The organism is Streptomyces sp. TLI_55, from assembly GCF_900206255.1.
In the GTDB taxonomy this organism is placed as follows: domain Bacteria; phylum Actinomycetota; class Actinomycetes; order Streptomycetales; family Streptomycetaceae; genus Streptomyces; species Streptomyces aquilus.
This window is the reverse complement of sequence record NZ_OAOJ01000001.1, coordinates 1,601,700-1,622,862: the sequence shown is the minus strand read 5'-3', so window position 1 is coordinate 1,622,862 and position 21,163 is coordinate 1,601,700. Positions and strand designations below refer to the sequence as shown.

The window sequence follows — 21,163 nt, the reverse complement described above, 5'->3', positions numbered from 1 at the left end:
GGGATCGATGACTGAGTATGGCCGGGGCCAGGAAGGCTCCGAACCGTGGCATCCGCAGGACCCGTACTACGGGGACGGCGGATGGGAAGGGCAGCAGGGCCACGCCGGCCAACAAGCTGCCTACGGCGGCCAGCCGCAGCACTATCCGCAAGAGCCGCAGCAGTCCGAGTACGGCGACTGGGGCACCGGCCAGCAGGCCGACTACGGTCAGGGGCAGCAGCAGTATCAGCAGCCGTACGACCAGTCGTACGACCAGCAGCAGTACGGTCAGCAGCCCCAGCAGGAGTACGACCCGAACCAGCAGTACGACCCGAACCAGCAGTACGGCCAGCAGCAGTACGCGCCCCAGCAGCCTCAGCAGCAGTACGACAACAGCGGCTCCTGGGGCACCGGGACGCACACGCATGTCCAGTACACGGACCCCTCGGACCCGTACGGCCAGCAGGCCGCCGCATACGGCGCCGGTGACCAGCCCGACTACTACGGCACCCCCGACGCGTACCCGCCGCCGGAGCCGCCGAGCCGTCGCCGCGCCGAGCCGGAACCGGAGCGGGCGGACTGGGACCCGGGCCCCGACCAGGGCGAACACGCCTTCTTCGCGGGCGGCGGGGACGATGAAGCCGACGACGACCCGGACGACCAGGGCGGCCGTGGCGATCGCAAGGGCCGCGGCGGCAAGAAGCCGAAGAAGCGGCGCAGTGGGTGCGCCTGCCTGGTCGTCGTGCTGGTCTTCGGCGGCGGAATCGCTGGCGTCGGCTATTTCGGCTATCAGTTCTACCAGGATCGTTTCGTCTCGGCGCCGGATTATGCGGGCGATGGCACCGACACGACGGTGTCGATCGTTGTCCCGAAGGGGGCGGACGGAGCCCTGATCGGGCGGCTGCTGAAGCAGAAGGACGTCGTCAAAAGCGTGGACGCGTTCGTGTCGGCGTTTACACAGCACGACGGGAACAAGATCCAGGCCGGCGCCTATCTGCTGAATACGCAGATGTCCGCCAAGAGCGCCGTGGAAATGATGCTCGACCCGAAGAGCCAGAACGCCGTGATGGTCACGCCGGGTCAGCGCAATATCGCGGTCTACAAGCTGATCGACGAAAAGCTCGGCCTGAAATCCGGCGCCACGCTCAAGGTCGCCAAGGCGGATTACAAGAGCCTCGGACTTCCGGACTGGGCGAAGAAGAACAGCGAGATGAAGGACCCGCTGGAGGGCTTCCTGTCCCCGGGCACCTATCCCGCCGCGAAGGGCATGAAGCCCGAAGCGGTCCTGAAGGGCATGGTGTCCGCGGCCACGAAGAAGTACGACGCGCTCGACCTGGAAGCCAAGGCCGAGGCGTTCAAGCTGGACAGCCCTCTGGACCTCGTCACCATCGCGAGCCTGGTCGAGGCGGAGGGCAAGACCCCCGACGACTACCGCAAGATCGCGGAGGTGGTCTACAACCGCCTCGACTACGCGAACCCGCAGACCTACGGATCGCTGCAGTTCGACTCGACGTTCAACTACGCGAAGAACGAGAGCAACATCGACATCAGCGACTCGGAGATCAACAAGGACCAGGACCCGTACAACACGTACACCCACAAGGGTCTGCCGCCCGGCCCGATCGACAACCCGGGCGACGAAGCGCTGAAGTCGGCGCTGAGTCCCACCGACGACGGCTGGTACTACTTTGTGGCGACCGACGGCGTGAGCAAGACCGAGTTCGCCAAGACGCACGAAGAATTCCTGAGACTCAAGGAAAAGTTCGATGAAAGCAGGCGCAACTGACGCCCGCCGGGCCGCCGTGCTCGGTTCGCCCATCGCCCACTCCCTCTCCCCGGTGCTGCACCGGGCCGCGTACGAGGAACTGGGTCTCAAGGGCTGGTCGTACGACCGGTTCGAGGTCGACGAGGCCGCGCTGCCCGGGTTCTTCGCGGAACTCGGGCCGGAGTGGGCCGGGCTGTCGCTGACCATGCCGCTCAAGCGGGCGGTCATCCCGTTGCTCGACGAGATCAGTGACACGGCCGCCTCGGTCGAGGCGGTCAACACGGTCGTGTTCACGGAGGACGGCCGGAAGGTCGGCGACAACACCGACATCCCCGGCATGGTCGCCGCCCTGCGCGAGCACGGCATCGAGACCGTGGACTCCGCCGCGATCCTCGGCGCCGGCGCCACGGCGTCGTCCGCGCTGGCGGCACTGGCCCGGGTCTGCACCGGTGAGGTGGTCGTCTACGTGCGCAGCGAGGCCCGCGCCGCCGAGATGCGGGAGTGGGGCGAGCGGCTGGACGTCGAGGTCCGTACGGCGGACTGGTCCGAGGCGGCGGACGCGCTGCACCGGCCCCTGATCATCGCGACCACCCCGGCGGGTGCCACGGACGGCCTCGTCACGGCCGTGCCCGAGCGGCCCACCACCCTCTTCGACGTGCTCTACGAGCCGTGGCCCACCCAGCTCGCGGCCCGCTGGTCGATGTTCGGCGGCGCCGTCGTCAGCGGCCTCGACCTGCTGGTGCACCAGGCGGTGCTCCAGGTCGAGCAGATGACGGGGCACAAGCCCGCTCCCGTGGACGCGATGCGGAAAGCGGGCGAGCAGGCGCTGGCGGCCCGTTAGGACCCGGCGCAGTACGGGCCGGGGAGGGACGCCGACTTCCTGGGCGCCTACGCCCCGCACAACCAGCCGGGCAACGGCTCCGGCTGAGCCGTCCCATCGATATGTCCGTCCGCCTGATGGACCGGCGGCCGGACATGTCGGTGGGACGTGGGAGGATCGAAGGTGGCGGGCCCGGGCCGCGCACCTGGTCGCGCCATTGTCGTACGCGAGGACGCGCGTGCGCAGGGCAGTACGAGGGCGCGAGCACTGAGGAGCACCGTTGAGCAGGTTGCGCTGGCTGACCGCGGGGGAGTCCCACGGTCCCGCACTCGTGGCGACGCTGGAGGGCCTTCCCGCCGGCGTGCCGATCACCACGGAGATGGTGGCGGACCACCTGGCCCGGCGCCGGCTCGGCTATGGACGCGGTGCCCGGATGAAGTTCGAGCAGGACCAGGTCACCTTCCTCGGCGGCGTCCGGCACGGCCTCACCCTCGGCTCCCCGGTCGCGATCATGGTGGGCAACACCGAGTGGCCGAAGTGGGAGCAGGTCATGGCGGCCGACCCGGTCGACGAGGAGATCCTCGCCGGACTCGCCCGCAACGCCCCGCTGACCCGGCCCCGCCCCGGCCACGCCGACCTCGCCGGCATGCAGAAGTACGGCTTCGACGAGGCCCGGCCGATCCTGGAGCGCGCCTCCGCGCGGGAGACGGCGGCGCGGGTGGCGCTGGGCGCGGTCGCCCGGTCGTACCTCAAGGAGACCGCCGGCATCGAGATCGTCAGCCATGTCATCGAGCTGTGCTCGGTGAAGGCCCCGCAGGGCGTGTACCCGACCCCTGCCGACGTCGAGAAGCTGGACGCCGACCCGCTGCGCTGCCTGGACGCCGACACGTCGAAGGCGATGGTCGCGGAGGTCGACCAGGCCCACAAGGACGGCGACACCCTCGGCGGCGTGGTCGAGGTCCTGGCCTACGGCGTTCCCGTCGGCCTCGGCTCGCACGTCCACTGGGACCGCAAGCTCGACGCCCGTCTCGCCGGCGCGCTGATGGGCATCCAGGCCATCAAGGGCGTCGAGATCGGCGACGGCTTCGAGCTCGCGCGCGTGCCCGGCTCCAAGGCGCACGACGAGATCGTCAACACGCCCGAGGGCATCCGCCGCGTCTCCGGCCGCTCCGGAGGCACCGAGGGCGGTCTGACCACCGGCGAGCTGCTGCGCGTGCGGGCCGCGATGAAGCCGATCGCCACCGTGCCGCGCGCCCTGCAGACCGTCGACGTCACCACCGGTGAGGCGGCGCCCGCCAACCACCAGCGCTCCGACGTCTCCGCCGTCCCGGCCGCCGGCATCGTCGCCGAGGCCATGGTGGCCCTCGTCCTCGCGGACGCGGTCGCGGAGAAGTTCGGCGGCGACAACGTGGCCGAGACCCGGCGCAACGTGCAGTCGTTCCTCGACAACCTGGCCATCCGATGAGCCCTCGCGTGGTGCTCGTCGGCCCGATGGGCGTGGGCAAGTCCACCGTCGGGCAGCTGCTCGCCGAGCGACTCGGCGTGGGCTACCGGGACACCGACGACGACATCGTCGCCGCGCAGGGCCGGACCATCGCCGAGATCTTCGTCGACGAGGGCGAGTCGGCCTTCCGCGCGATCGAGAAGGCGGCGGTGCTGCGGGCGTTGGCCGAGCACGACGGCGTCCTCGCCCTCGGCGGCGGCTCGATCCTCGACGAGGACACGCGCGCGTCCCTCGCCGGTATGCCGGTCGTCTACCTCTCGATGGACGTCGAGGAGGCCGTCAAGCGCACCGGCCTCAACACGGCCCGCCCGCTGCTCGCGGTCAACCCGCGCAAGCAGTGGCGCGAGCTGATGGAGGCGCGTCGGCACCTGTACGAGGGGATCGCCACGGCGGTCGTCGCGACGGACGGCCGTACCCCCGAAGAAGTCACCGAAGCGGCCCTGGACGCACTGGAGTTGAAGCAGGCATGAGTGAGGCAGTGACGCGGATCCAGGTCGGCGGCACCGCGGGCAGCGAGCCGTACGAGGTCCTGGTGGGCCGTCAACTCCTGGGCGAGCTCGGCGGATTGATCGGCGACCGGGCCAAGCGGGTCGCCATCGTGCACCCCGAGGCGCTCGCCGAGACCGGTGAGGCGCTGCGCGCCGACCTCGCCGAGCAGGGCTACGAGGCGGTCGCCATCCAGGTGCCCAACGCGGAGGAGGCCAAGACCGCCGAGGTCGCCGCCTACTGCTGGAAGGCGCTCGGCCAGTCCGGGTTCACCCGCACCGACGTCGTCGTCGGCGTCGGCGGTGGCTCGACCACGGACCTCGCCGGTTTCGTGGCCGCGACCTGGCTGCGCGGGGTGCGCTGGATCGCGATCCCCACCACCGTGCTGGCGATGGTGGACGCGGCCGTCGGCGGCAAGACCGGCATCAACACCGCCGAGGGCAAGAACCTCGTCGGCGCCTTCCACCCGCCGGCCGGCGTCCTGTGCGACCTGGCCGCGCTGGACTCCCTCCCGGTCAACGACTACGTCTCCGGCCTCGCCGAGATCATCAAGGCCGGCTTCATCGCCGACCCGGTGATCCTGGAGCTCATCGAGTCCGACCCGCAGGCCGCCCGCACCCCGGCGGGCCCGCACACCGCCGAGCTGATCGAGCGGTCGATCCGGGTCAAGGCCGAGGTCGTCTCGTCCGACCTCAAGGAGTCGGGCCTGCGCGAGATCCTCAACTACGGCCACACGCTCGCCCACGCCATCGAGAAGAACGAGCGCTACAAGTGGCGGCACGGCGCCGCGGTCTCCGTCGGCATGCACTTCGCCGCCGAACTCGGCCGCCTGGCGGGCCGGTTGGACGACGCGACGGCGGACCGCCACCGCACGGTCCTCGAGTCGGTCGGCCTGCCCCTGCACTACCGCTACGACCAGTGGCCCAAGCTGCTGGAGACCATGAAGGTCGACAAGAAGTCCCGCGGTGACCTGCTGCGCTTCATCGTCCTGGACGGCCTGGGCAAGCCCACCGTCCTGGAGGGCCCCGACCCGGCCGTACTGCTGGCCGCGTACGGAGAAGTGGGCGAGTAGTCCGCCGCGCAGCCGTCCGTCCCATGTGCCTTGCGGACACGGGCACTTAGGGCCGTCCCCGGCCGTTCACCAAACGGCGGCCGGGGACGGTACCGTTCGGTAAGGAGCGGGCCCGCACCCGATCCGCCAGCGCCAATTGCCTTGTACGAGACGGAGTGGCACCGGATGCAGCACGCAGTGGGTTCTCCGCTGCCGCCGCCCCACCAGCCGGGGCACGGACCGGCCGTCGGCTGGTCGCCGGCCGCACACCACCCGGGTCCCCAGCACCCGGGCGCGCACCAGGGCTCCGCCCCGGTGCCCCCACCGCCGCCGGCCCCGGGTTTCGTCCCGCCGTCGCATCAGCCCCCCGCGGCGCCGCCGGCCCCGCCGCACCCTTCGGCGCCCCCGGCACCGGACACCACCGGCCATGTCCCGCTGCCGCCCGGCGGCCCGGTCGGCGTGCCCAGCGCCCCACCGGCCGCGGTCACCTCCGACCCGACGAGCACGACGCTCGCGGTGCTGCTCATCGGCCCGGCCGGCGCGGGCAAGACCAGCGTCGCCAAGTACTGGGCCGACCACCGTCGGGTGCCCACGGCCCACATCAGCCTCGACGACGTCCGCGAATGGGTCCGCTCCGGCTTCGCCGACCCCCAGTCCGGGTGGAACGACCACTCCGAGGCCCAGTACCGCCTGGCCCGCCGCACCTGCGGCTTCGCCGCCCGCAACTTCCTGGCCAACGGCATCTCCTGCATCCTCGACGACGCGGTCTTCCCGGACCGCCCGGTGGTGGGCCTGGGCGGCTGGAAACGCCACGTGGGTCCGGGCCTCCTCCCCGTGGTCCTGCTCCCGGGCCTGGAGATCGTCCTGGAGCGCAACGCCGAACGGTCGGGCAATCGCCGCCTCACCGACGAGGAGGTGGCGCGGATTCACGGGCGGATGGCGGGGTGGTACGGGTCGGGCTTGCCGATCATCGACAACTCGCAGCTGGATGTCCCACAGACGGCGCAGGTGCTGGACGACGTGCTCGCGCGGTCCATTGCGAGCCCACCGAGCTGGTAAAGGCTTTTAGGGGCGCGGGGCTGTATCGATGTGCGGCTCCGCCGCGTGGGCGCGACAAGCCCCTACTCACCCGCAGACGGCACACAACCCCCCATTGGCACCCCCTCAACCGGCACAAAACAGACACCGCTCCTACGCTCGTGTCATGTCAGAGGTGTACGCGGCCCGCCGCACAAAGCTCAGGGAACGCTGCCACGCGGTCGGCAGCGCATCCGCACTGATCTCGCGCCCCGCCAATGTGCGCTACCTGGCGGGCGCCGCACCCAAGGGCTCCGTCCTGCTGCTCGGCAGGACAGAAGACGTGCTGGTGTGCCTCGATCCGCCGGACGACCGTGCCGGAGAGGGCCGCCCGGACGAGACCCTTCGGCTGCAGACCCTGCCCGGCTCGGGTGGCGACCCCGCCGTCGCGGCCGTCGACCTCGCCTCGATCCAGGGCATCGACGCTCTCGCCGTGGAAGAACATCACCTCACGGTGGCCCGCCACAGAGCCATCCGATCCGTCGCCCCCCGCCTCCACCTCGCCGACCTCGGCGCGGCCGTGGAGCAGCTGCGTGTCGTCAAGGACGAGGAGGAGCTCTCCTGCCTCCGCATCGGCGCCGAGATCGCCGACCAGGCACTGGGGGAGCTCCTCGAATCCATCCTCGTCGGCCGTACCGAACGGCACCTCGCCCTCGAACTGGAGCGCCGCCTCGTCGACCACGGCGCCGACGGCCCCGCCTTCCCGACCTCCGTCGCCACCGGCCCCCACTCCGGCCGTCGCGCCCACCACCCCACCGACCGGCGCGTGGAGGAGGGCGACTTCCTCTCCGTCTGCCTCGGGGCGACGTACCGTGGCTACCGGTGTGAGATCGGTCGTACGTTCGTGATCGGGACGTCCCCCGCGGACTGGCAGATCGAGCTGTACGACCTGGTCTTCGCAGCCCAGCGGGCCGGACGAGAGAGCCTCGCACCCGGCGCCGCCTACCGTGACGTGGACCGCGCCGCACGCCAGGTACTGGACTCGGCGGGGTACGGCGAGAGCCTGCCGACCCTGACCGGACACGGGGTCGGACTCGAAATCGACGAGGACCCGCAGCTGGCCCCCGCGGCCATGGGTAAACTGGACGCTTGCGTGCCGGTCACCGTCGAACCGGGGGTCCACCTCCCGGGCCGGGGCGGTGTCCGGATCGATGACACGCTCGTCGTACGCCCCGAGGCGGACGGCGGACCCGAGCTACTCACCATCACGACCAAGGAGCTGCTCGCGCTGTAGCCTCCCGCTACGCGCGTGCGCCGGGGTCGTCCACGTCAGTCCAGGAGATTCCGCAACCGTGGCTTCCACGAACGACCTCAAGAACGGCCTCGTGCTCAAGCTCGATGGCGGCCAGCTGTGGTCCGTCGTCGAGTTCCAGCACGTCAAGCCCGGCAAGGGCCCGGCCTTCGTGCGCACCAAGCTGAAGAACGTGCTCTCCGGCAAGGTCGTCGACAAGACGTTCAACGCCGGCGTCAAGGTCGAGACGGCCACGATCGACAAGCGCGACATGCAGTTCTCGTACATGGACGGCGAGTACTTCGTCTTCATGGACATGGAGACCTACGACCAGCTCATGGTCGACCGCAAGGCCGTCGGCGACGCCGCCAACTTCCTGATCGAGGGCTTCACCGCCACCGTCGCGCAGCATGAGGGCGAGGTGCTCTTCGTCGAGCTGCCGGCCGCCGTCGAGCTCGTCATCCAGGAGACCGAGCCGGGCGTCCAGGGCGACCGCTCCACCGGTGGCACCAAGCCCGCCACCCTGGAGACCGGCCACCAGATCCAGGTCCCGCTCTTCATCACCACCGGTGAGAAGATCAAGGTCGACACCCGCACCAGCGACTACCTCGGCCGGGTGAACAGCTAACCGTGGCTGCCCGTAACACGGCCCGCAAGCGCGCCTTCCAGATCCTCTTCGAGGGCGACCAGCGCGGGGCCGACGTCCTGACGGTCCTCGCGGACTGGATCCGGCTCTCCCGGACCGACACCCGGCAGCCGCCGGTGAGCGAGTACACCATGCAGCTGGTCGAGGGCTACGCGCAGCACGCGAAGCGCATCGACGAGCTGATCGCGCAGTACTCCGTCGGCTGGACGCTCGACCGGATGCCCGTCGTCGACCGCAACATCCTGCGGCTCGGCGCCTACGAGCTGATCTGGGTCGACGGGACCCCGGACGCGGTTGTGCTCGACGAGATGGTCGAGATCGCCAAGGAGTTCTCCACGGACGAGTCGCCGGCCTTCGTGAACGGCCTGCTCGGCCGTCTCAAGGACCTGAAGCCCACGCTGCGCCGCGAAGAGGCGTAAGCAGAGGTACGGCATCGCCAGGGGGCCCGCAGCGTGAGCGCTGCGGGCCCCCTGGCGTATCCGGCGCCCGGGAGGGCCCGGGAGGTCTTTCGGGGGCGCAGAAAGCCGCCGGGGTGGCCGGAACCATCAAGTTCCGGCCACCCCGGCGGCACGTTTCTGCTGAGGCGGGAAGCGGCTCAGCTCTCCTCGTGGGACACCGCGCGACGCGCGTCGGCGTCCAGCACGCCCCAGCTGATCAGCTGCTCGGTGAGGACCGAGGGCGACTGGTCGTAGATGACGGCGAGTGTGCGCAGGTCGTCCTGGCGGATCGAGAGCACCTTGCCGTTGTAGTCACCGCGCTGGGACTGGATCGTCGCGGCGTAGCGCTGGAGGGGGCCCGCCTTCTCGGCCGGCACGTGGGCCAGCCGCTCCAGGTCGAGAACCAGCTTCGGCGGCGGCTCGGCGGCGCCGCCCGGGGTCGTACCCGGCAGCAGCTCCTGAACGGGCACACCGTAGAAATCCGCCAACTCGGCGAGGCGCTGCACGGTCACGGCACGGTCGCCGCGCTCGTACGAACCGACCACGACCGCCTTCCAGCGTCCCTGGGACTTCTCCTCGACACCGTGGAGGGAAAGGCCCTGCTGGGTGCGGATGGCCCGGAGCTTCGCCCCGAGCTGTTTGGCGTATTCGCTGGACATATAGCTCCCCGGCACTGTGTCGACGCGGCCGGCAGGGGCGCCGTACCGCGCGGCTGGTAACTCACTGTGAGGTTACGCAGCGTTACTCTTCTGCGTCAAGCCGAATGGTCCGCACCGACGCTTCCGTGGTAGCGGTGGCCGATTAGGCCATGGGGGTGATCAGGGGTGTCCTGAGGGCCTGCTACCGTGGATGGCGCAAATCCGACGTCCTTTAAGGTCCGTCCCGTGAGGCGGAGAAGGAGGTCCGTTTCGTATGGACAAGCACGACCAGCAGGACACGCAGTCCGATGCCCGGCCCGTTCTCGAAGGCCCCGACATCGCCCGCGTACTGACCCGCATCGCCCACGAGATCGTCGAACGCGCCAAGGGCGCCGACGACGTGGTGCTGCTCGGCATCCCGACCCGCGGCGTCTTCCTCGCCCAGCGGCTCGCCGTCAAGCTCGAGGAGATCACCGACCGCAAGATTCCGGTCGGTTCGCTCGACATCACGATGTACCGCGACGACCTGCGCATGCATCCACCGCGTGCGCTGGCCCGCACGGAGATCCCCGGTGACGGCATCGACGGCCGCCTCGTCGTCCTCGTCGACGACGTGCTCTTCTCCGGCCGCACCATCCGAGCCGCCCTCGACGCCCTGAACGACATCGGGCGTCCGCGCGCGGTGCAGCTCGCGGTCCTGGTCGACCGCGGCCACCGCGAACTGCCCATCCGCGCCGACTACGTCGGCAAGAACCTCCCCACGTCGTTGCGGGAGACGGTCAAGGTCCAGCTCGCCGAGGAGGACGGTCGCGACACCGTGCTGCTCGGTGCGAAGCAGACCCAGTAGCAAGCCGCCCGGCACGTCCGTCCTCGGCGTGCCCTGCCTTGCCCCGGAATCTCCCGACCTGAACTTCCTTACGGAGCCTGACAGATGCAGCGTCATCTCATCTCGGCCGCCGACCTCACCCGCGACGACGCCGTCCTGATCCTCGACACCGCCGAGGAGATGGCCCGGGTCGCCGACCGGCCGATCAAGAAACTGCCGACCCTGCGCGGCCGCACGATCGTCAACCTCTTCTTCGAGGACTCCACGCGCACCCGGATCTCCTTCGAGGCCGCGGAGAAGCGCCTCTCCGCCGACGTCATCAACTTCACCGCCAAGGGCTCCTCGGTCTCCAAGGGCGAGTCCCTGAAGGACACCGCCCAGACCCTGGAGGCCATGGGCGTCGACGCCGTGGTCATCCGGCACGGCGCCTCCGGAGCGCCGTACCGCCTCGCCACCTCCGGCTGGATCGACGCGGCCGTCATCAACGCCGGCGACGGCACCCACCAGCACCCCACGCAGGCCCTGTTGGACGCCTTCACGATGCGCCGCCGGCTCATCGGACGGGACGCCGGGCTCGGCCAGGACCTGTCCGGCAAGCGCATCACGATCGTCGGCGACGTCCTGCACAGCCGCGTCGCCCGCTCCAACGTCGACCTGCTGCACACCCTCGGCGCCGAGGTCACCCTCGTCGCCCCGCCGACCCTGGTGCCGGTCGGCGTCGAGACCTGGCCGTGCGAGGTGTCGTACGACCTCGACAGCACGCTCGCCAAGTCCGACGCGGTGATGATGCTGCGCGTGCAGCGCGAGCGCATGAACGCCGCGTTCTTCCCGACCGAGCGCGAGTACTCGCGGCGCTACGGCCTCGACGGCGAGCGCATGGCGAGGATGCCCGAGCACGCCATCGTGATGCACCCCGGCCCCATGGTCCGCGGCATGGAGATCACCGCCGAGGTCGCCGACTCCGACCGCTGCACCGTCGTGGAGCAGGTCGCAAACGGAGTCTCCATCCGGATGGCCGTTCTGTACCTGCTGCTGGGTGGAAACGAGCCCGCCGTCAGCCACACCCGTATCGAGGAGAAGTAAGAGACATGAGCAAGATCCTGATCCGTGGTGCGAAGGTGCTCGGCGGCGAGCCGCAGGACGTGCTGATCGACGGCGCGGTCATCGAGGCCGTCGGCACGGGGCTCTCCGACGAGGGCGCCGAGGTCGTCGAGGCCGCCGGCAAGGTACTGCTGCCTGGGCTCGTCGACCTGCACACCCATCTGCGCGAGCCCGGCCGTGAGGACTCCGAGACCGTCCTGACCGGCACGCGCGCGGCGGCCTCCGGCGGCTACACCGCCGTGTTCGCCATGGCCAACACCTTCCCGGTCGCCGACACCGCCGGCGTGGTCGAGCAGGTCTACCGGCTCGGCCAGGAGCACGGCTACTGCGATGTGCAGCCCATCGGCGCCGTCACGGTCGGCCTGGAGGGCAAGAAGCTCGCCGAGCTCGGCGCCATGCACGAGTCGGCCGCCGGTGTCACCGTCTTCTCCGACGACGGCAAGTGCGTCGACGACGCGGTGATCATGCGCCGGGCGCTGGAGTACGTGAAGGCCTTCGGCGGCGTCGTCGCCCAGCACGCGCAGGAGCCGCGGCTGACCGAGGGCGCCCAGATGAACGAGGGGATCGTCTCCGCCGAGCTGGGCCTCGGCGGCTGGCCCGCGGTGGCCGAGGAATCGATCATCGCCCGGGACGTCCTGCTCGCCGAGCACGTCGGCTCCCGCGTCCACATCTGCCACCTGTCGACCGCCGGGTCCGTCGAGATCGTCCGCTGGGCCAAGTCCCGCGGCATCGACGTCACCGCCGAGGTCACCCCGCACCACCTGCTCCTCACCGACGAGCTGGTGCGGACATACAACCCGGTCTACAAGGTCAACCCGCCGCTGCGCACCGAGCGCGACGTGCTGGCCCTGCGCGAGGCGCTCGCCGACGGCACGATCGACATCGTCGCCACCGACCACGCCCCGCACCCGCACGAGGACAAGGACTGCGAGTGGGCCGCGGCCGCCATGGGGATGGTGGGCCTGGAGACCGCGTTGTCAGTGGTGCAGGAGACCATGGTGGACACCGGACTCCTCACCTGGGCCGGGGTCGCCGAGCGCATGTCCTTCAAGCCCGCCGAGATCGGGCAGGCGAAGGGCCACGGCCGTCCCGTCTCGGCTGGTGAGCCCGCCAACCTCACGCTCGTCGACACGGAATACCGTGGGGACGTGGACCCCGCGGGCTTCGCCTCGCGCAGCCGGAACACCCCGTACGAGGGGCGTGAGCTGCCGGGCCGTGTGACGCACACCTGGCTCCGGGGCAAGGCCACGCTCGTCGACGGGAAGCTCACGTGACACCTGTAATCCAGCTGGCAGGCGGCCTGGCGGCCGAGAAGGAATCGGCCGAGGTCACCGACTGGGCCGCGCGCATCGGCTGGCTCGTCGGGCTGGCGCTGTTCGTCGCCCTCATCTACTGGCTGATGCGCGAGGGCTGGAAGTGGCGCGGCACGCTCCAGAGCGACCTGCCCGAGCTGCCCGACGCGCCGGACGACCTCGGTGCGGCGAAACTGACGATGAGCGGCCGCTACCACGGCTCCACCACCGCCGGGCAGTGGCTCGACCGCATCGTGGCGCACGGCCTCGGCACCCGCAGCCGGGTCGAGCTCACGCTGACGGACGCGGGACTGGACGTCGTACGCCCCGGCGCGACCGACTTCTTCATCCCGGCCGGCGCGCTGCGGGAGGCCGTGCTCGGCAAGGGCATCGCCGGCAAGGTCCTCACCGAGGGCGGCCTGCTGCTCGTGACCTGGGAACACGGCGACAGACTGATCGACTCCGGCTTCCGCTCCGACCACGCGGCCGAGCACAACGAGTGGGTCGACGCCATTAACTCCATGATCAACAAGACGAACACGACGAACACGACGGACAAGACGGAAACGGAAGGCGCACGATGACGACCTCCACAAGGGGAGCCTCGAAGGTTCCCGCGGTACTCGTCCTGGAGGACGGCCGGATCTTCCGCGGCCGCGCCTACGGGGCCGTGGGGGTGACCTTCGGCGAGGCGGTGTTCTCCACCGGCATGACCGGTTACCAGGAGACCCTCACCGATCCGTCGTACCACCGCCAGGTCGTCGTGATGACCGCCCCGCACGTCGGCAACACCGGCGTCAACGACGAGGACCCGGAGAGCAAGCAGATCTGGGTCGCCGGATACGTCGTGCGCGACCCCGCGCGCGTGCCGTCCAACTGGCGCTCGCGCCGCTCCCTCGACGAGGAGCTGGCCCAGCAGGGCGTCGTCGGCATCTCCGGCATCGACACGCGCGCTTTGACGCGCCATCTGCGCGAGCGCGGCGCGATGCGCGTCGGCATCTTCTCCGGCAACGCGCTGCCCGACGAGGGCACCATGCTCACCGAGGTGCGCCAGGCCCCCGAGATGAAGGGTGCGAACCTCTCCGCGGAGGTCGCCACCAAGGAGGCGTACGTCGTCCCGGCGATCGGCGAGAAGAAGTTCACCGTCGCCGCGGTCGACCTCGGCATCAAGGGCATGACCCCGCACCGCATGGCCGAGCGCGGCATCGAGGTGCACGTCCTGCCGGCCACGGCGACCGTCGAGGACGTCTACGCCGTCAACCCCGACGGCGTGTTCTTCTCCAACGGCCCCGGTGACCCGGCCACGGCCGACGGCCCGGTGGCCGTCATGCAGGGCGTGCTGGAGCGCAGGACGCCGCTGTTCGGCATCTGCTTCGGCAACCAGATCCTGGGCCGCGCGCTGGGCTTCGGCACCTACAAGCTCAAGTACGGCCACCGCGGCATCAACCAGCCGGTGCAGGACCGTACGACCGGCAAGGTCGAGGTCACCGCGCACAACCACGGCTTCGCCGTCGACGCCCCGCTCGACGAGGTGTCCGACACCCCCTACGGCCGCGCCGAGGTCTCCCACGTCTGCCTCAACGACAACGTGGTGGAGGGCCTCCAGCTGCTCGACCAGCCGGCCTTCAGCGTCCAGTACCACCCCGAAGCGGCAGCGGGTCCGCACGACGCCGCCTACCTGTTCGACCGCTTCGTTTCCCTGATGGAGGGCCAGCGTGCCTAAGCGCACCGATATCCAGTCCGTCCTGGTCATCGGCTCCGGCCCGATCGTCATCGGCCAGGCCGCCGAGTTCGACTACTCCGGCACGCAGGCGTGCCGCGTGCTCAAGTCCGAGGGCCTGCGGGTGATCCTCGTGAACTCCAACCCGGCCACGATCATGACCGACCCGGAGATCGCCGACGCCACGTACGTCGAGCCGATCACCCCGGAGTTCGTCGAGAAGATCATCGCCAAGGAGCGCCCCGACGCCCTGCTGCCCACCCTGGGCGGCCAGACGGCCCTCAACACGGCCATCTCGCTGCACGAGGCGGGCACGCTGGAGAAGTACGGCGTCGAGCTGATCGGCGCCAACGTCGAGGCCATCAACAAGGGCGAGGACCGCGACCTGTTCAAGGAGGTCGTCGAGGAGGTCCGCAAGAAGATCGGGCACGGCGAGTCCGCCCGCTCGGTCATCTGCCACTCCATGGACGACGTCCTGGGCGGCGTCGAGACCCTCGGTGGCTACCCGGTCGTGGTCCGCCCGTCCTTCACCATGGGCGGCGCCGGCTCCGGCTTCGCCCACGACGAGGAGGAGCTGCGCCGCATCGCCGGCCAGGGCCTCACGCTCTCGCCGACCACCGAGGTGCTCCTGGAGGAGTCCATCCTCGGCTGGAAGGAGTACGAGCTGGAGCTGATGCGCGACACGAACGACAACGTCGTGGTCGTCTGCTCCATCGAGAACTTCGACCCCATGGGCGTGCACACCGGCGACTCGATCACCGTCGCCCCGGCGATGACGCTCACCGACCGCGAGTACCAGCGACTGCGCGACATCGGCATCGCGATCATCCGCGAGGTCGGCGTCGACACCGGTGGCTGCAACATCCAGTTCGCGATCAACCCCGAGGACGGTCGCGTGATCGTCATCGAGATGAACCCGCGCGTGTCCCGGTCCTCGGCGCTCGCCTCCAAGGCGACCGGCTTCCCGATCGCAAAGATCGCCGCCAAGCTGGCCGTCGGCTACACCCTCGACGAGATCCCGAACGACATCACGCAGGAGACCCCGGCCTCCTTCGAGCCGACGCTCGACTACGTGGTCGTGAAGGCCCCGCGCTTCGCCTTCGAGAAGTTCCCGCAGGCCGACTCCACACTGACCACGACCATGAAGTCGGTCGGCGAGGCCATGGCCATCGGCCGCAACTTCACCGAGGCCTTCCAGAAGGCGCTGCGCTCGCTGGAGAAGAAGGGCAGCCAGTTCACCTTCGTCGGCGAGCCCGGCGACAAGGAGGCCCTGCTCGCGGAGTCCGTCCGGCCCACCGACGGCCGGATCAACACCGTCATGCAGGCCATCCGCGCGGGCGCCACGCCGGAGGAGATCTTCGCGTACACCAAGATCGACCCCTGGTTCGTCGACCAGCTCTTCCTCATCAAGGAGATCGCCGACGAGCTCGCCGAGGCCCCGGAGCTCACCCCCGAGCTGCTGGCCGAGGCCAAGCGGCACGGCTTCTCCGACCAGCAGATCGGCGAGATCCGCGGCCTGCGCGAGGACGTCGTCCGCGAGGTCCGGCACGCGCTCGGCATCCGCCCGGTCTACAAGACGGTCGACACCTGCGCCGCCGAGTTCGCCGCCAGGACGCCGTACTTCTACTCCTCCTACGACGAGGAGACCGAGGTCGCGCCGCGCGAGAAGCCCGCGGTCATCATCCTGGGCTCGGGCCCGAACCGCATCGGCCAGGGCATCGAGTTCGACTACTCCTGCGTCCACGCCTCCTTCGCGCTCAGCGACGCCGGGTACGAGACCGTGATGGTCAACTGCAACCCCGAGACCGTCTCCACGGACTACGACACCTCCGACCGCCTGTACTTCGAGCCGCTGACGCTGGAAGACGTGCTGGAGATCGTCCACGCGGAGTCCCTCGCGGGCCCGATCGCCGGTGTCGTCGTCCAGCTGGGCGGCCAGACGCCGCTGGGCCTGGCGCAGGCGCTCAAGGACAACGGCGTGCCGATCGTGGGCACCCCGCCGGAGGCCATCCACGCGGCCGAGGACCGGGGCGCCTTCGGGCGCGTGCTCGCCGAGGCGGGCCTCCCGGCCCCCAAGCACGGCACGGCCACCACGTTCGCCGAGGCCAAGGCCATCGCCGACGAGATCGGCTACCCGGTCCTCGTCCGGCCGTCGTACGTCCTCGGCGGCCGCGGCATGGAGATCGTCTACGACGAGACCCGCCTCGCCTCCTACATCGCCGAGTCGACCGAGATCAGCCCCTCCCGGCCGGTCCTCGTCGACCGCTTCCTCGACGACGCCATCGAGATCGACGTCGACGCGCTCTACGACGGCACCGAGCTCTACCTCGGCGGCGTCATGGAGCACATCGAGGAGGCCGGCATCCACTCCGGCGACTCGGCGTGCGCGCTGCCCCCGATCACGCTGGGCGGCTTCGACATCAAGCGCCTGCGGGCCTCCACGGAGGCCATCGCGAAGGGCGTCGGCGTCCGCGGCCTGATCAACATCCAGTTCGCGATGGCCGGCGACATCCTCTACGTCCTCGAAGCCAACCCGCGGGCGTCCCGCACCGTCCCCTTCACCTCGAAGGCGACCGCGGTACCGCTGGCCAAGGCCGCCGCCCGCATCTCGCTCGGCGCGAGCATCGCCGAGCTGCGCGCCGAGGGCCTGCTGCCCGCCAACAGTGACGGCGGCGAGCTGCCGTTCGACGCGCCGATCTCCGTCAAGGAGGCCGTCATGCCGTGGTCGCGCTTCCGCGACGTCCACGGCCGCGGTGTCGACACGGTCCTCGGCCCGGAGATGCGCTCCACCGGCGAGGTCATGGGCATCGACGCCGTCTTCGGCACGGCGTACGCCAAGTCGCAGGCGGGTGCCTACGGCCCGCTGCCCACCAAGGGCCGCGCGTTCATCTCGGTCGCCAACCGGGACAAGCGGTCGATGATCTTCCCGGCGCGCGAGCTGGTCGCCCACGGCTTCGAGCTGCTCGCCACCTCCGGCACCGCCGAGGTCCTCAAGCGCAACGGCATCAACGCCACGATCGTGCGCAAGCAGTCCGAGGGCACCGGTCCCAACGGTGAGAAGACCATCGTCCAGCTCATCCACGACGGCGAGGTCGACCTCATCGTCAACACCCCGTACGGCACCGGTGGCCGCCTCGACGGCTACGAGATCCGTACGGCGGCCGTGGCGCGGTCGGTGCCGTGTCTGACGACGGTCCAGGCGCTCGCCGCGGCCGTCCAGGGCATCGACGCCCTCAACCACGGTGACGTGGGCGTCCGTTCGCTCCAGGAACACGCGGAACACCTGACCGCGGCCCGCGACTAGCAGCCCTGAGGGGGACACCGGAAACGGTGTCCCCCTCTTCGTGAGGACACCATGTACAAGATCTTCTTCAACCTCGTCTTCAAACGCATGGACGCGGAGAAGGCCCACTACCTGGCCTTCCGCTGGATCCGGCTGGCCGTCGGGATCCCCGTCCTGCGCACGTTCGTCGCGGCGGCCCTCTCGCCCCGCCACAAGGAGCTCCGCACCGAGGCCTTCGGTCTCCGGATGCACGGCCCCTTCGGGCTCGCCGCCGGCTTCGACAAGAACGCGGTCGCGATCGACGGCATGTCGATGCTCGGCTTCGACCACGTCGAGATCGGCACCGTGACCGGGGAGGCCCAGCCCGGCAACCCCAAGAAGCGGCTGTTCCGGCTCGTGAAGGACCGCGCGCTCATCAACCGCATGGGCTTCAACAACGAGGGCTCGCTGGCCGTGGCCGCCCGCCTGGCGTCCCGTACGCCCGTCTTCAAGACCGTCGTGGGCGTCAACATCGGCAAGACCAAGGTCGTACCGGAGGACGAGGCCGCCGCCGACTACGTGAAGTCGACCGAGCGGCTCGCGCCGTACGCCGACTACCTGGTCGTGAACGTGTCGTCGCCGAACACCCCGGGGCTGCGCAATCTGCAGGCCACGGAGTCGCTGCGGCCCCTGCTCAGCGCCGTGCGCGAGGCCGCCGACCGTACCGTCCCCTCGCGCCGCGTCCCGCTCCTGGTGAAGATCGCGCCCGACCTCGCCGACGAGGACGTCGACGCCGTCGCCGACCTGGCCGTCGAACTCGGTCTGGACGGGATCATCGCCACGAACACCACCATCGCGCGCGAGGGCCTCGGTCTGACGTCCGAGCCCTCTCTCGTGAAGGAGACCGGCGGGCTGTCCGGGGCGCCCCTGAAGGCGCGCTCGCTGGAGGTGCTGAGGCGCCTCTACGCGCGCGTGGGCGACCGGATCACCCTCGTCGGCGTCGGGGGCATCGAGAACGCCGAGGACGCCTGGCAGCGCATCCTCGCCGGTGCCACGCTCGTACAGGGCTACAGCGCGTTCATCTACGAAGGGCCCTTCTGGGGCCGTGCCATCCACAAGGGTCTCGCCGCGCGGCTGCGCACGAGCCCGTACGCCACGCTCGCCGACGCCGTCGGCGCCGATGTGAGGGAGACCGCATGACCGACTCTTTCGGCACCCGCCTGCGCCGGGCCATGGACGAGCGCGGCCCGCTGTGCGTCGGCATCGACCCGCACGCCTCCCTGCTGACCGAGTGGGGGCTGAACGACGACGTGGCCGGCCTGGAGCGGTTCAGCCGCACGGTCGTGGAGGCGCTGGCCGACCGGGTCGCCGTCTTCAAGCCGCAGGCCGCGTTCTTCGAGCGCTTCGGCTCGCGCGGCGTGGCCGTCCTGGAGAAGACCGTCGAGGACGCGCGGGCGGGCGGCGCGCTGATCGTCATGGACGCCAAGCGCGGCGACATCGGCTCGACCATGGCGGCGTACGCCGAGGCCTTCCTGCGCAAGGACTCGCCGCTGTTCTCCGACGCGCTGACCGTCTCGCCGTACCTCGGCTACGGCTCGCTCTCGCCGGCGATCGCGCTGGCCAGGGAGAGCGGCGCGGGCCTGTTCGTGCTGGCGCTGACCTCCAACCCCGAGGGCGGCGAGGTGCAGCACGCGATCCGCGCGGACGGCCGGAACGTCGGCGCGACGATGCTGGCGCACCTCGCGGCCGAGAACACGGGGGAGGAGCCCCTCGGCTCCTTCGGCGCGGTCGTCGGCGCCACGCTCGGCGATCTGTCCTCCTACGACCTGGACATCAACGGCCCGCTCCTCGCGCCCGGCATCGGCGCCCAGGGCGCCACCCCCGCCGATCTGCCGGCGGTGTTCGGCGGAGTGCTGCGCAACGTCCTGCCCAACGTCAGCCGGGGCGTGCTGCGGCACGGTCCCGACGTCGGCGCGCTGCGGGGGTCCGCGGAGCGGTTCGCGGACGAGATCAAGGCCGCTGTGGCGCTCGTATGACGGTCGTTCGCGGCGTTCGAGACGTTCTTCCGAGTCCTCCGATGAGTGTTCCCAGGCCGACTTGAGTCTGAATACATCCTCAAATCCGGGGCAGTTTGTCTGAAATGTCCGGCCTGACGGAGGCTGACCAGGACTTTTCCGCTGTTCTCGCTGACTCTGGCGGAGTTGGCCGCTAGTCTCCGAGCAGAGTCTGTGGGCAAGCGTGTTGCTCGTGGCTCCCCAGGTGTGGGGCGACTAGGTTCCTCACCGGTCCGTATCCGACAGTTCAACATCCGAGGTGACGTAGGCGTGGCTCTTCCGCCCCTTACCCCTGAACAGCGCGCAGCCGCGCTCGAAAAGGCCGCCGCGGCTCGCCGGGAGCGGGCCGAGGTCAAGAATCGACTCAAGCACTCCGGCGCCTCTCTCCACGAGGTCATCAAGCAGGGCCAGGAGAACGACGTCATCGGCAAGATGAAGGTCTCCGCGCTGCTCGAGTCCCTGCCGGGCGTGGGCAAGGTCCGCGCCAAGCAGATCATGGAGCGACTCGGTATCTCCGAGAGCCGCCGCGTGCGTGGTCTCGGCTCGAACCAGATCGCTTCCCTGGAGCGTGAGTTCGGCAGCACCGGCTCCTGAGTCCGGTCTCCGCCGGACCGGGAGTCCCGGGCACTCCGGGATTGCTGGAATAATCGCTGCATGGCTGCAACATTCCGGGGGACGACCCCCGAGCCCCCGGACGTACGTCCGCGGCTGACCGTGCTCTCCGGCCCCTCAGGGGTCGGCAAGAGCACGGTCGTCGCCCATATGCGCAAGGAACACCCCGAGGTCTGGCTCTCGGTGTCGGCGACGACCCGCAAGCCCCGCCCCGGCGAGAAGCACGGCGTCCACTACTTCTTCGTCAGCGACGAGGAGATGGACAAGCTGATCGCCAACGGCGAACTGCTGGAGTGGGCCGAGTTCGCCGGCAACCGCTACGGGACCCCCCGCCAGGCCGTCCTGGAGCGGCTGGAGGCGGGAGAGGGCGTCCTGCTGGAGATCGACCTCCAGGGCGCCCGGCAGGTCCGCGAGTCCATGCCCGAGGCTCAGCTGGTGTTCCTGGCTCCGCCCTCCTGGGACGAGCTCGTGCGCAGACTCACCGGACGCGGTACCGAGCCGCCCGAGGTGATCGAGCGCCGTCTCGACGCCGCGAAGGTGGAACTGGCGGCCGAGCCCGAGTTCGACGAGACCCTGGTCAACACCTCCGTCGAGGACGTGGCGCGCGAGCTGCTAGCCTTGATGGACGTTGTGTGATCGTTTTCTAGATCTCATCCCAACTT

At 70.1% G+C, this 21,163-nt stretch carries 20 protein-coding genes; 19 read left to right on the top strand and 1 reads right to left on the bottom strand.

All coding sequences use genetic code 11. The features are described 5' to 3' along the window. The first annotated feature begins 7 nt into the window (after positions 1-7). The 9 genes from mltG to nusB all read left to right on the top strand — a co-directional run bounded on the left by mltG (position 8) and on the right by nusB (position 8,978). Positions 8-1,765, top strand: coding sequence for an endolytic transglycosylase MltG (gene mltG / locus CRP56_RS07530; protein WP_097261504.1), 1,758 nt, complete (start codon positions 8-10; stop codon positions 1,763-1,765). After that, positions 1,746-2,585, top strand: coding sequence for a shikimate dehydrogenase (locus tag CRP56_RS07525; RefSeq protein ID WP_097261502.1), 840 nt, complete (start codon positions 1,746-1,748; stop codon positions 2,583-2,585). The genes mltG and CRP56_RS07525 overlap by 20 nt, the downstream gene beginning before the upstream one ends. 259 nt (positions 2,586-2,844) lie before the next feature. Further along, positions 2,845-4,029 carry a chorismate synthase gene (gene aroC, locus CRP56_RS07520; RefSeq protein ID WP_097261500.1) on the top strand — a complete coding sequence of 395 codons (1,185 nt, stop codon included), beginning with the start codon at positions 2,845-2,847 and terminating at the stop codon, positions 4,027-4,029. Beyond that, positions 4,026-4,538 (top strand): shikimate kinase, encoded by a 513-nt coding sequence (locus CRP56_RS07515; protein WP_097261498.1) that lies wholly within the window; start codon positions 4,026-4,028, stop codon positions 4,536-4,538. The genes aroC and CRP56_RS07515 overlap by 4 nt, the downstream gene beginning before the upstream one ends. Further along, positions 4,535-5,626 (top strand): 3-dehydroquinate synthase, encoded by a 1,092-nt coding sequence (gene aroB, locus CRP56_RS07510; protein WP_097261496.1) that lies wholly within the window; start codon positions 4,535-4,537, stop codon positions 5,624-5,626. Before CRP56_RS07515 ends, aroB begins: the two co-directional genes overlap by 4 nt. 165 nt (positions 5,627-5,791) lie before the next feature. After that, positions 5,792-6,664, top strand: a complete 873-nt coding sequence (locus CRP56_RS07505; RefSeq protein WP_097273811.1) for a Pro-rich N-terminal domain-containing protein — start codon at positions 5,792-5,794, stop codon at positions 6,662-6,664. 145 nt (positions 6,665-6,809) lie between these two features. After that, positions 6,810-7,916: an aminopeptidase P family protein gene (locus CRP56_RS07500; RefSeq protein ID WP_097261493.1), complete on the top strand. Its 1,107-nt coding sequence runs from the start codon at positions 6,810-6,812 to the stop codon at positions 7,914-7,916. Between the two features lie 58 nt (positions 7,917-7,974). After that, positions 7,975-8,541 carry an elongation factor P gene (gene efp, locus CRP56_RS07495; protein WP_059196374.1) on the top strand — a complete coding sequence of 189 codons (567 nt, stop codon included), beginning with the start codon at positions 7,975-7,977 and terminating at the stop codon, positions 8,539-8,541. 2 nt (positions 8,542-8,543) lie between these two features. Then, the gene (gene nusB / locus CRP56_RS07490; RefSeq protein WP_097261491.1) at positions 8,544-8,978 is read left to right on the top strand and encodes a transcription antitermination factor NusB; all 435 of its coding nucleotides are present in this window, start codon (positions 8,544-8,546) and stop codon (positions 8,976-8,978) included. A 176-nt stretch (positions 8,979-9,154) separates the two neighbouring features. Here nusB and bldD read toward each other — a convergent pair whose 3' ends face one another. Then, complete coding sequence (gene bldD / locus CRP56_RS07485) at positions 9,155-9,655, bottom strand: transcriptional regulator BldD (RefSeq protein WP_003956405.1); 501 nt, start codon at positions 9,653-9,655, stop codon at positions 9,155-9,157. Between the two features lie 253 nt (positions 9,656-9,908). Between bldD and pyrR the strand changes: the two genes are divergently transcribed. The 10 genes from pyrR to gmk all read left to right on the top strand — a co-directional run bounded on the left by pyrR (position 9,909) and on the right by gmk (position 21,137). Continuing rightward, entirely contained in the window at positions 9,909-10,481 is a 573-nt protein-coding gene (pyrR, locus tag CRP56_RS07480; RefSeq protein WP_097261489.1) for a bifunctional pyr operon transcriptional regulator/uracil phosphoribosyltransferase PyrR, read from the top strand. A gap of 84 nt (positions 10,482-10,565) precedes the next feature. Beyond that, complete coding sequence (locus CRP56_RS07475) at positions 10,566-11,543, top strand: aspartate carbamoyltransferase catalytic subunit (protein WP_097261488.1); 978 nt, start codon at positions 10,566-10,568, stop codon at positions 11,541-11,543. Between the two features lie 5 nt (positions 11,544-11,548). Beyond that, positions 11,549-12,835: a dihydroorotase gene (locus CRP56_RS07470; RefSeq protein ID WP_097261486.1), complete on the top strand. Its 1,287-nt coding sequence runs from the start codon at positions 11,549-11,551 to the stop codon at positions 12,833-12,835. Further along, positions 12,832-13,437 carry a PH-like domain-containing protein gene (locus CRP56_RS07465; protein WP_097261485.1) on the top strand — a complete coding sequence of 202 codons (606 nt, stop codon included), beginning with the start codon at positions 12,832-12,834 and terminating at the stop codon, positions 13,435-13,437. The genes CRP56_RS07470 and CRP56_RS07465 overlap by 4 nt, the downstream gene beginning before the upstream one ends. Continuing rightward, a complete protein-coding gene (gene carA, locus CRP56_RS07460; RefSeq protein ID WP_097261483.1) occupies positions 13,434-14,576 on the top strand; it encodes a glutamine-hydrolyzing carbamoyl-phosphate synthase small subunit in 1,143 nt (380 codons plus the stop codon). The genes CRP56_RS07465 and carA overlap by 4 nt, the downstream gene beginning before the upstream one ends. Then, a complete protein-coding gene (gene carB, locus CRP56_RS07455) occupies positions 14,569-17,877 on the top strand; it encodes a carbamoyl-phosphate synthase large subunit (protein WP_097261481.1) in 3,309 nt (1,102 codons plus the stop codon). Before carA ends, carB begins: the two co-directional genes overlap by 8 nt. A 51-nt stretch (positions 17,878-17,928) precedes the next feature. Then, on the top strand, positions 17,929-19,035 hold the full coding sequence (locus CRP56_RS07450; protein ID WP_097261479.1) for a quinone-dependent dihydroorotate dehydrogenase: 1,107 nt from the start codon (positions 17,929-17,931) through the stop codon (positions 19,033-19,035). After that, positions 19,032-19,871, top strand: coding sequence for an orotidine-5'-phosphate decarboxylase (gene pyrF, locus CRP56_RS07445; protein ID WP_097261476.1), 840 nt, complete (start codon positions 19,032-19,034; stop codon positions 19,869-19,871). The genes CRP56_RS07450 and pyrF overlap by 4 nt, the downstream gene beginning before the upstream one ends. A gap of 288 nt (positions 19,872-20,159) precedes the next feature. Continuing rightward, positions 20,160-20,483, top strand: a complete 324-nt coding sequence (locus CRP56_RS07440) for an integration host factor (RefSeq protein ID WP_003977346.1) — start codon at positions 20,160-20,162, stop codon at positions 20,481-20,483. A 60-nt stretch (positions 20,484-20,543) separates the two neighbouring features. Beyond that, positions 20,544-21,137, top strand: a complete 594-nt coding sequence (gene gmk, locus CRP56_RS07435) for a guanylate kinase (RefSeq protein WP_097261474.1) — start codon at positions 20,544-20,546, stop codon at positions 21,135-21,137. The last annotated feature ends 26 nt before the right edge of the window (positions 21,138-21,163 follow it).

What these genes read in the sequence shown, in the direction of transcription:
- mltG (WP_097261504.1), top strand. Translation starts at nt 8, where the DNA reads ATGACTGAGTATGGCCGGGGCCAGGAAGGCTCCGAACCGTGGCATCCG.
- CRP56_RS07525 (WP_097261502.1), top strand. Translation starts at nt 1,746, where the DNA reads ATGAAAGCAGGCGCAACTGACGCCCGCCGGGCCGCCGTGCTCGGTTCG.
- CRP56_RS07515 (WP_097261498.1), top strand. Translation starts at nt 4,026, where the DNA reads ATGAGCCCTCGCGTGGTGCTCGTCGGCCCGATGGGCGTGGGCAAGTCC.
- aroB (WP_097261496.1), top strand. Translation starts at nt 4,535, where the DNA reads ATGAGTGAGGCAGTGACGCGGATCCAGGTCGGCGGCACCGCGGGCAGC.
- CRP56_RS07505 (WP_097273811.1), top strand. Translation starts at nt 5,792, where the DNA reads ATGCAGCACGCAGTGGGTTCTCCGCTGCCGCCGCCCCACCAGCCGGGG.
- CRP56_RS07500 (WP_097261493.1), top strand. Translation starts at nt 6,810, where the DNA reads ATGTCAGAGGTGTACGCGGCCCGCCGCACAAAGCTCAGGGAACGCTGC.
- bldD (WP_003956405.1), bottom strand. Translation starts at nt 9,655, where the DNA reads ATGTCCAGCGAATACGCCAAACAGCTCGGGGCGAAGCTCCGGGCCATC.
- pyrR (WP_097261489.1), top strand. Translation starts at nt 9,909, where the DNA reads ATGGACAAGCACGACCAGCAGGACACGCAGTCCGATGCCCGGCCCGTT.
- CRP56_RS07475 (WP_097261488.1), top strand. Translation starts at nt 10,566, where the DNA reads ATGCAGCGTCATCTCATCTCGGCCGCCGACCTCACCCGCGACGACGCC.
- CRP56_RS07470 (WP_097261486.1), top strand. Translation starts at nt 11,549, where the DNA reads ATGAGCAAGATCCTGATCCGTGGTGCGAAGGTGCTCGGCGGCGAGCCG.
- carA (WP_097261483.1), top strand. Translation starts at nt 13,434, where the DNA reads ATGACGACCTCCACAAGGGGAGCCTCGAAGGTTCCCGCGGTACTCGTC.
- CRP56_RS07450 (WP_097261479.1), top strand. Translation starts at nt 17,929, where the DNA reads ATGTACAAGATCTTCTTCAACCTCGTCTTCAAACGCATGGACGCGGAG.
- pyrF (WP_097261476.1), top strand. Translation starts at nt 19,032, where the DNA reads ATGACCGACTCTTTCGGCACCCGCCTGCGCCGGGCCATGGACGAGCGC.
- gmk (WP_097261474.1), top strand. Translation starts at nt 20,544, where the DNA reads ATGGCTGCAACATTCCGGGGGACGACCCCCGAGCCCCCGGACGTACGT.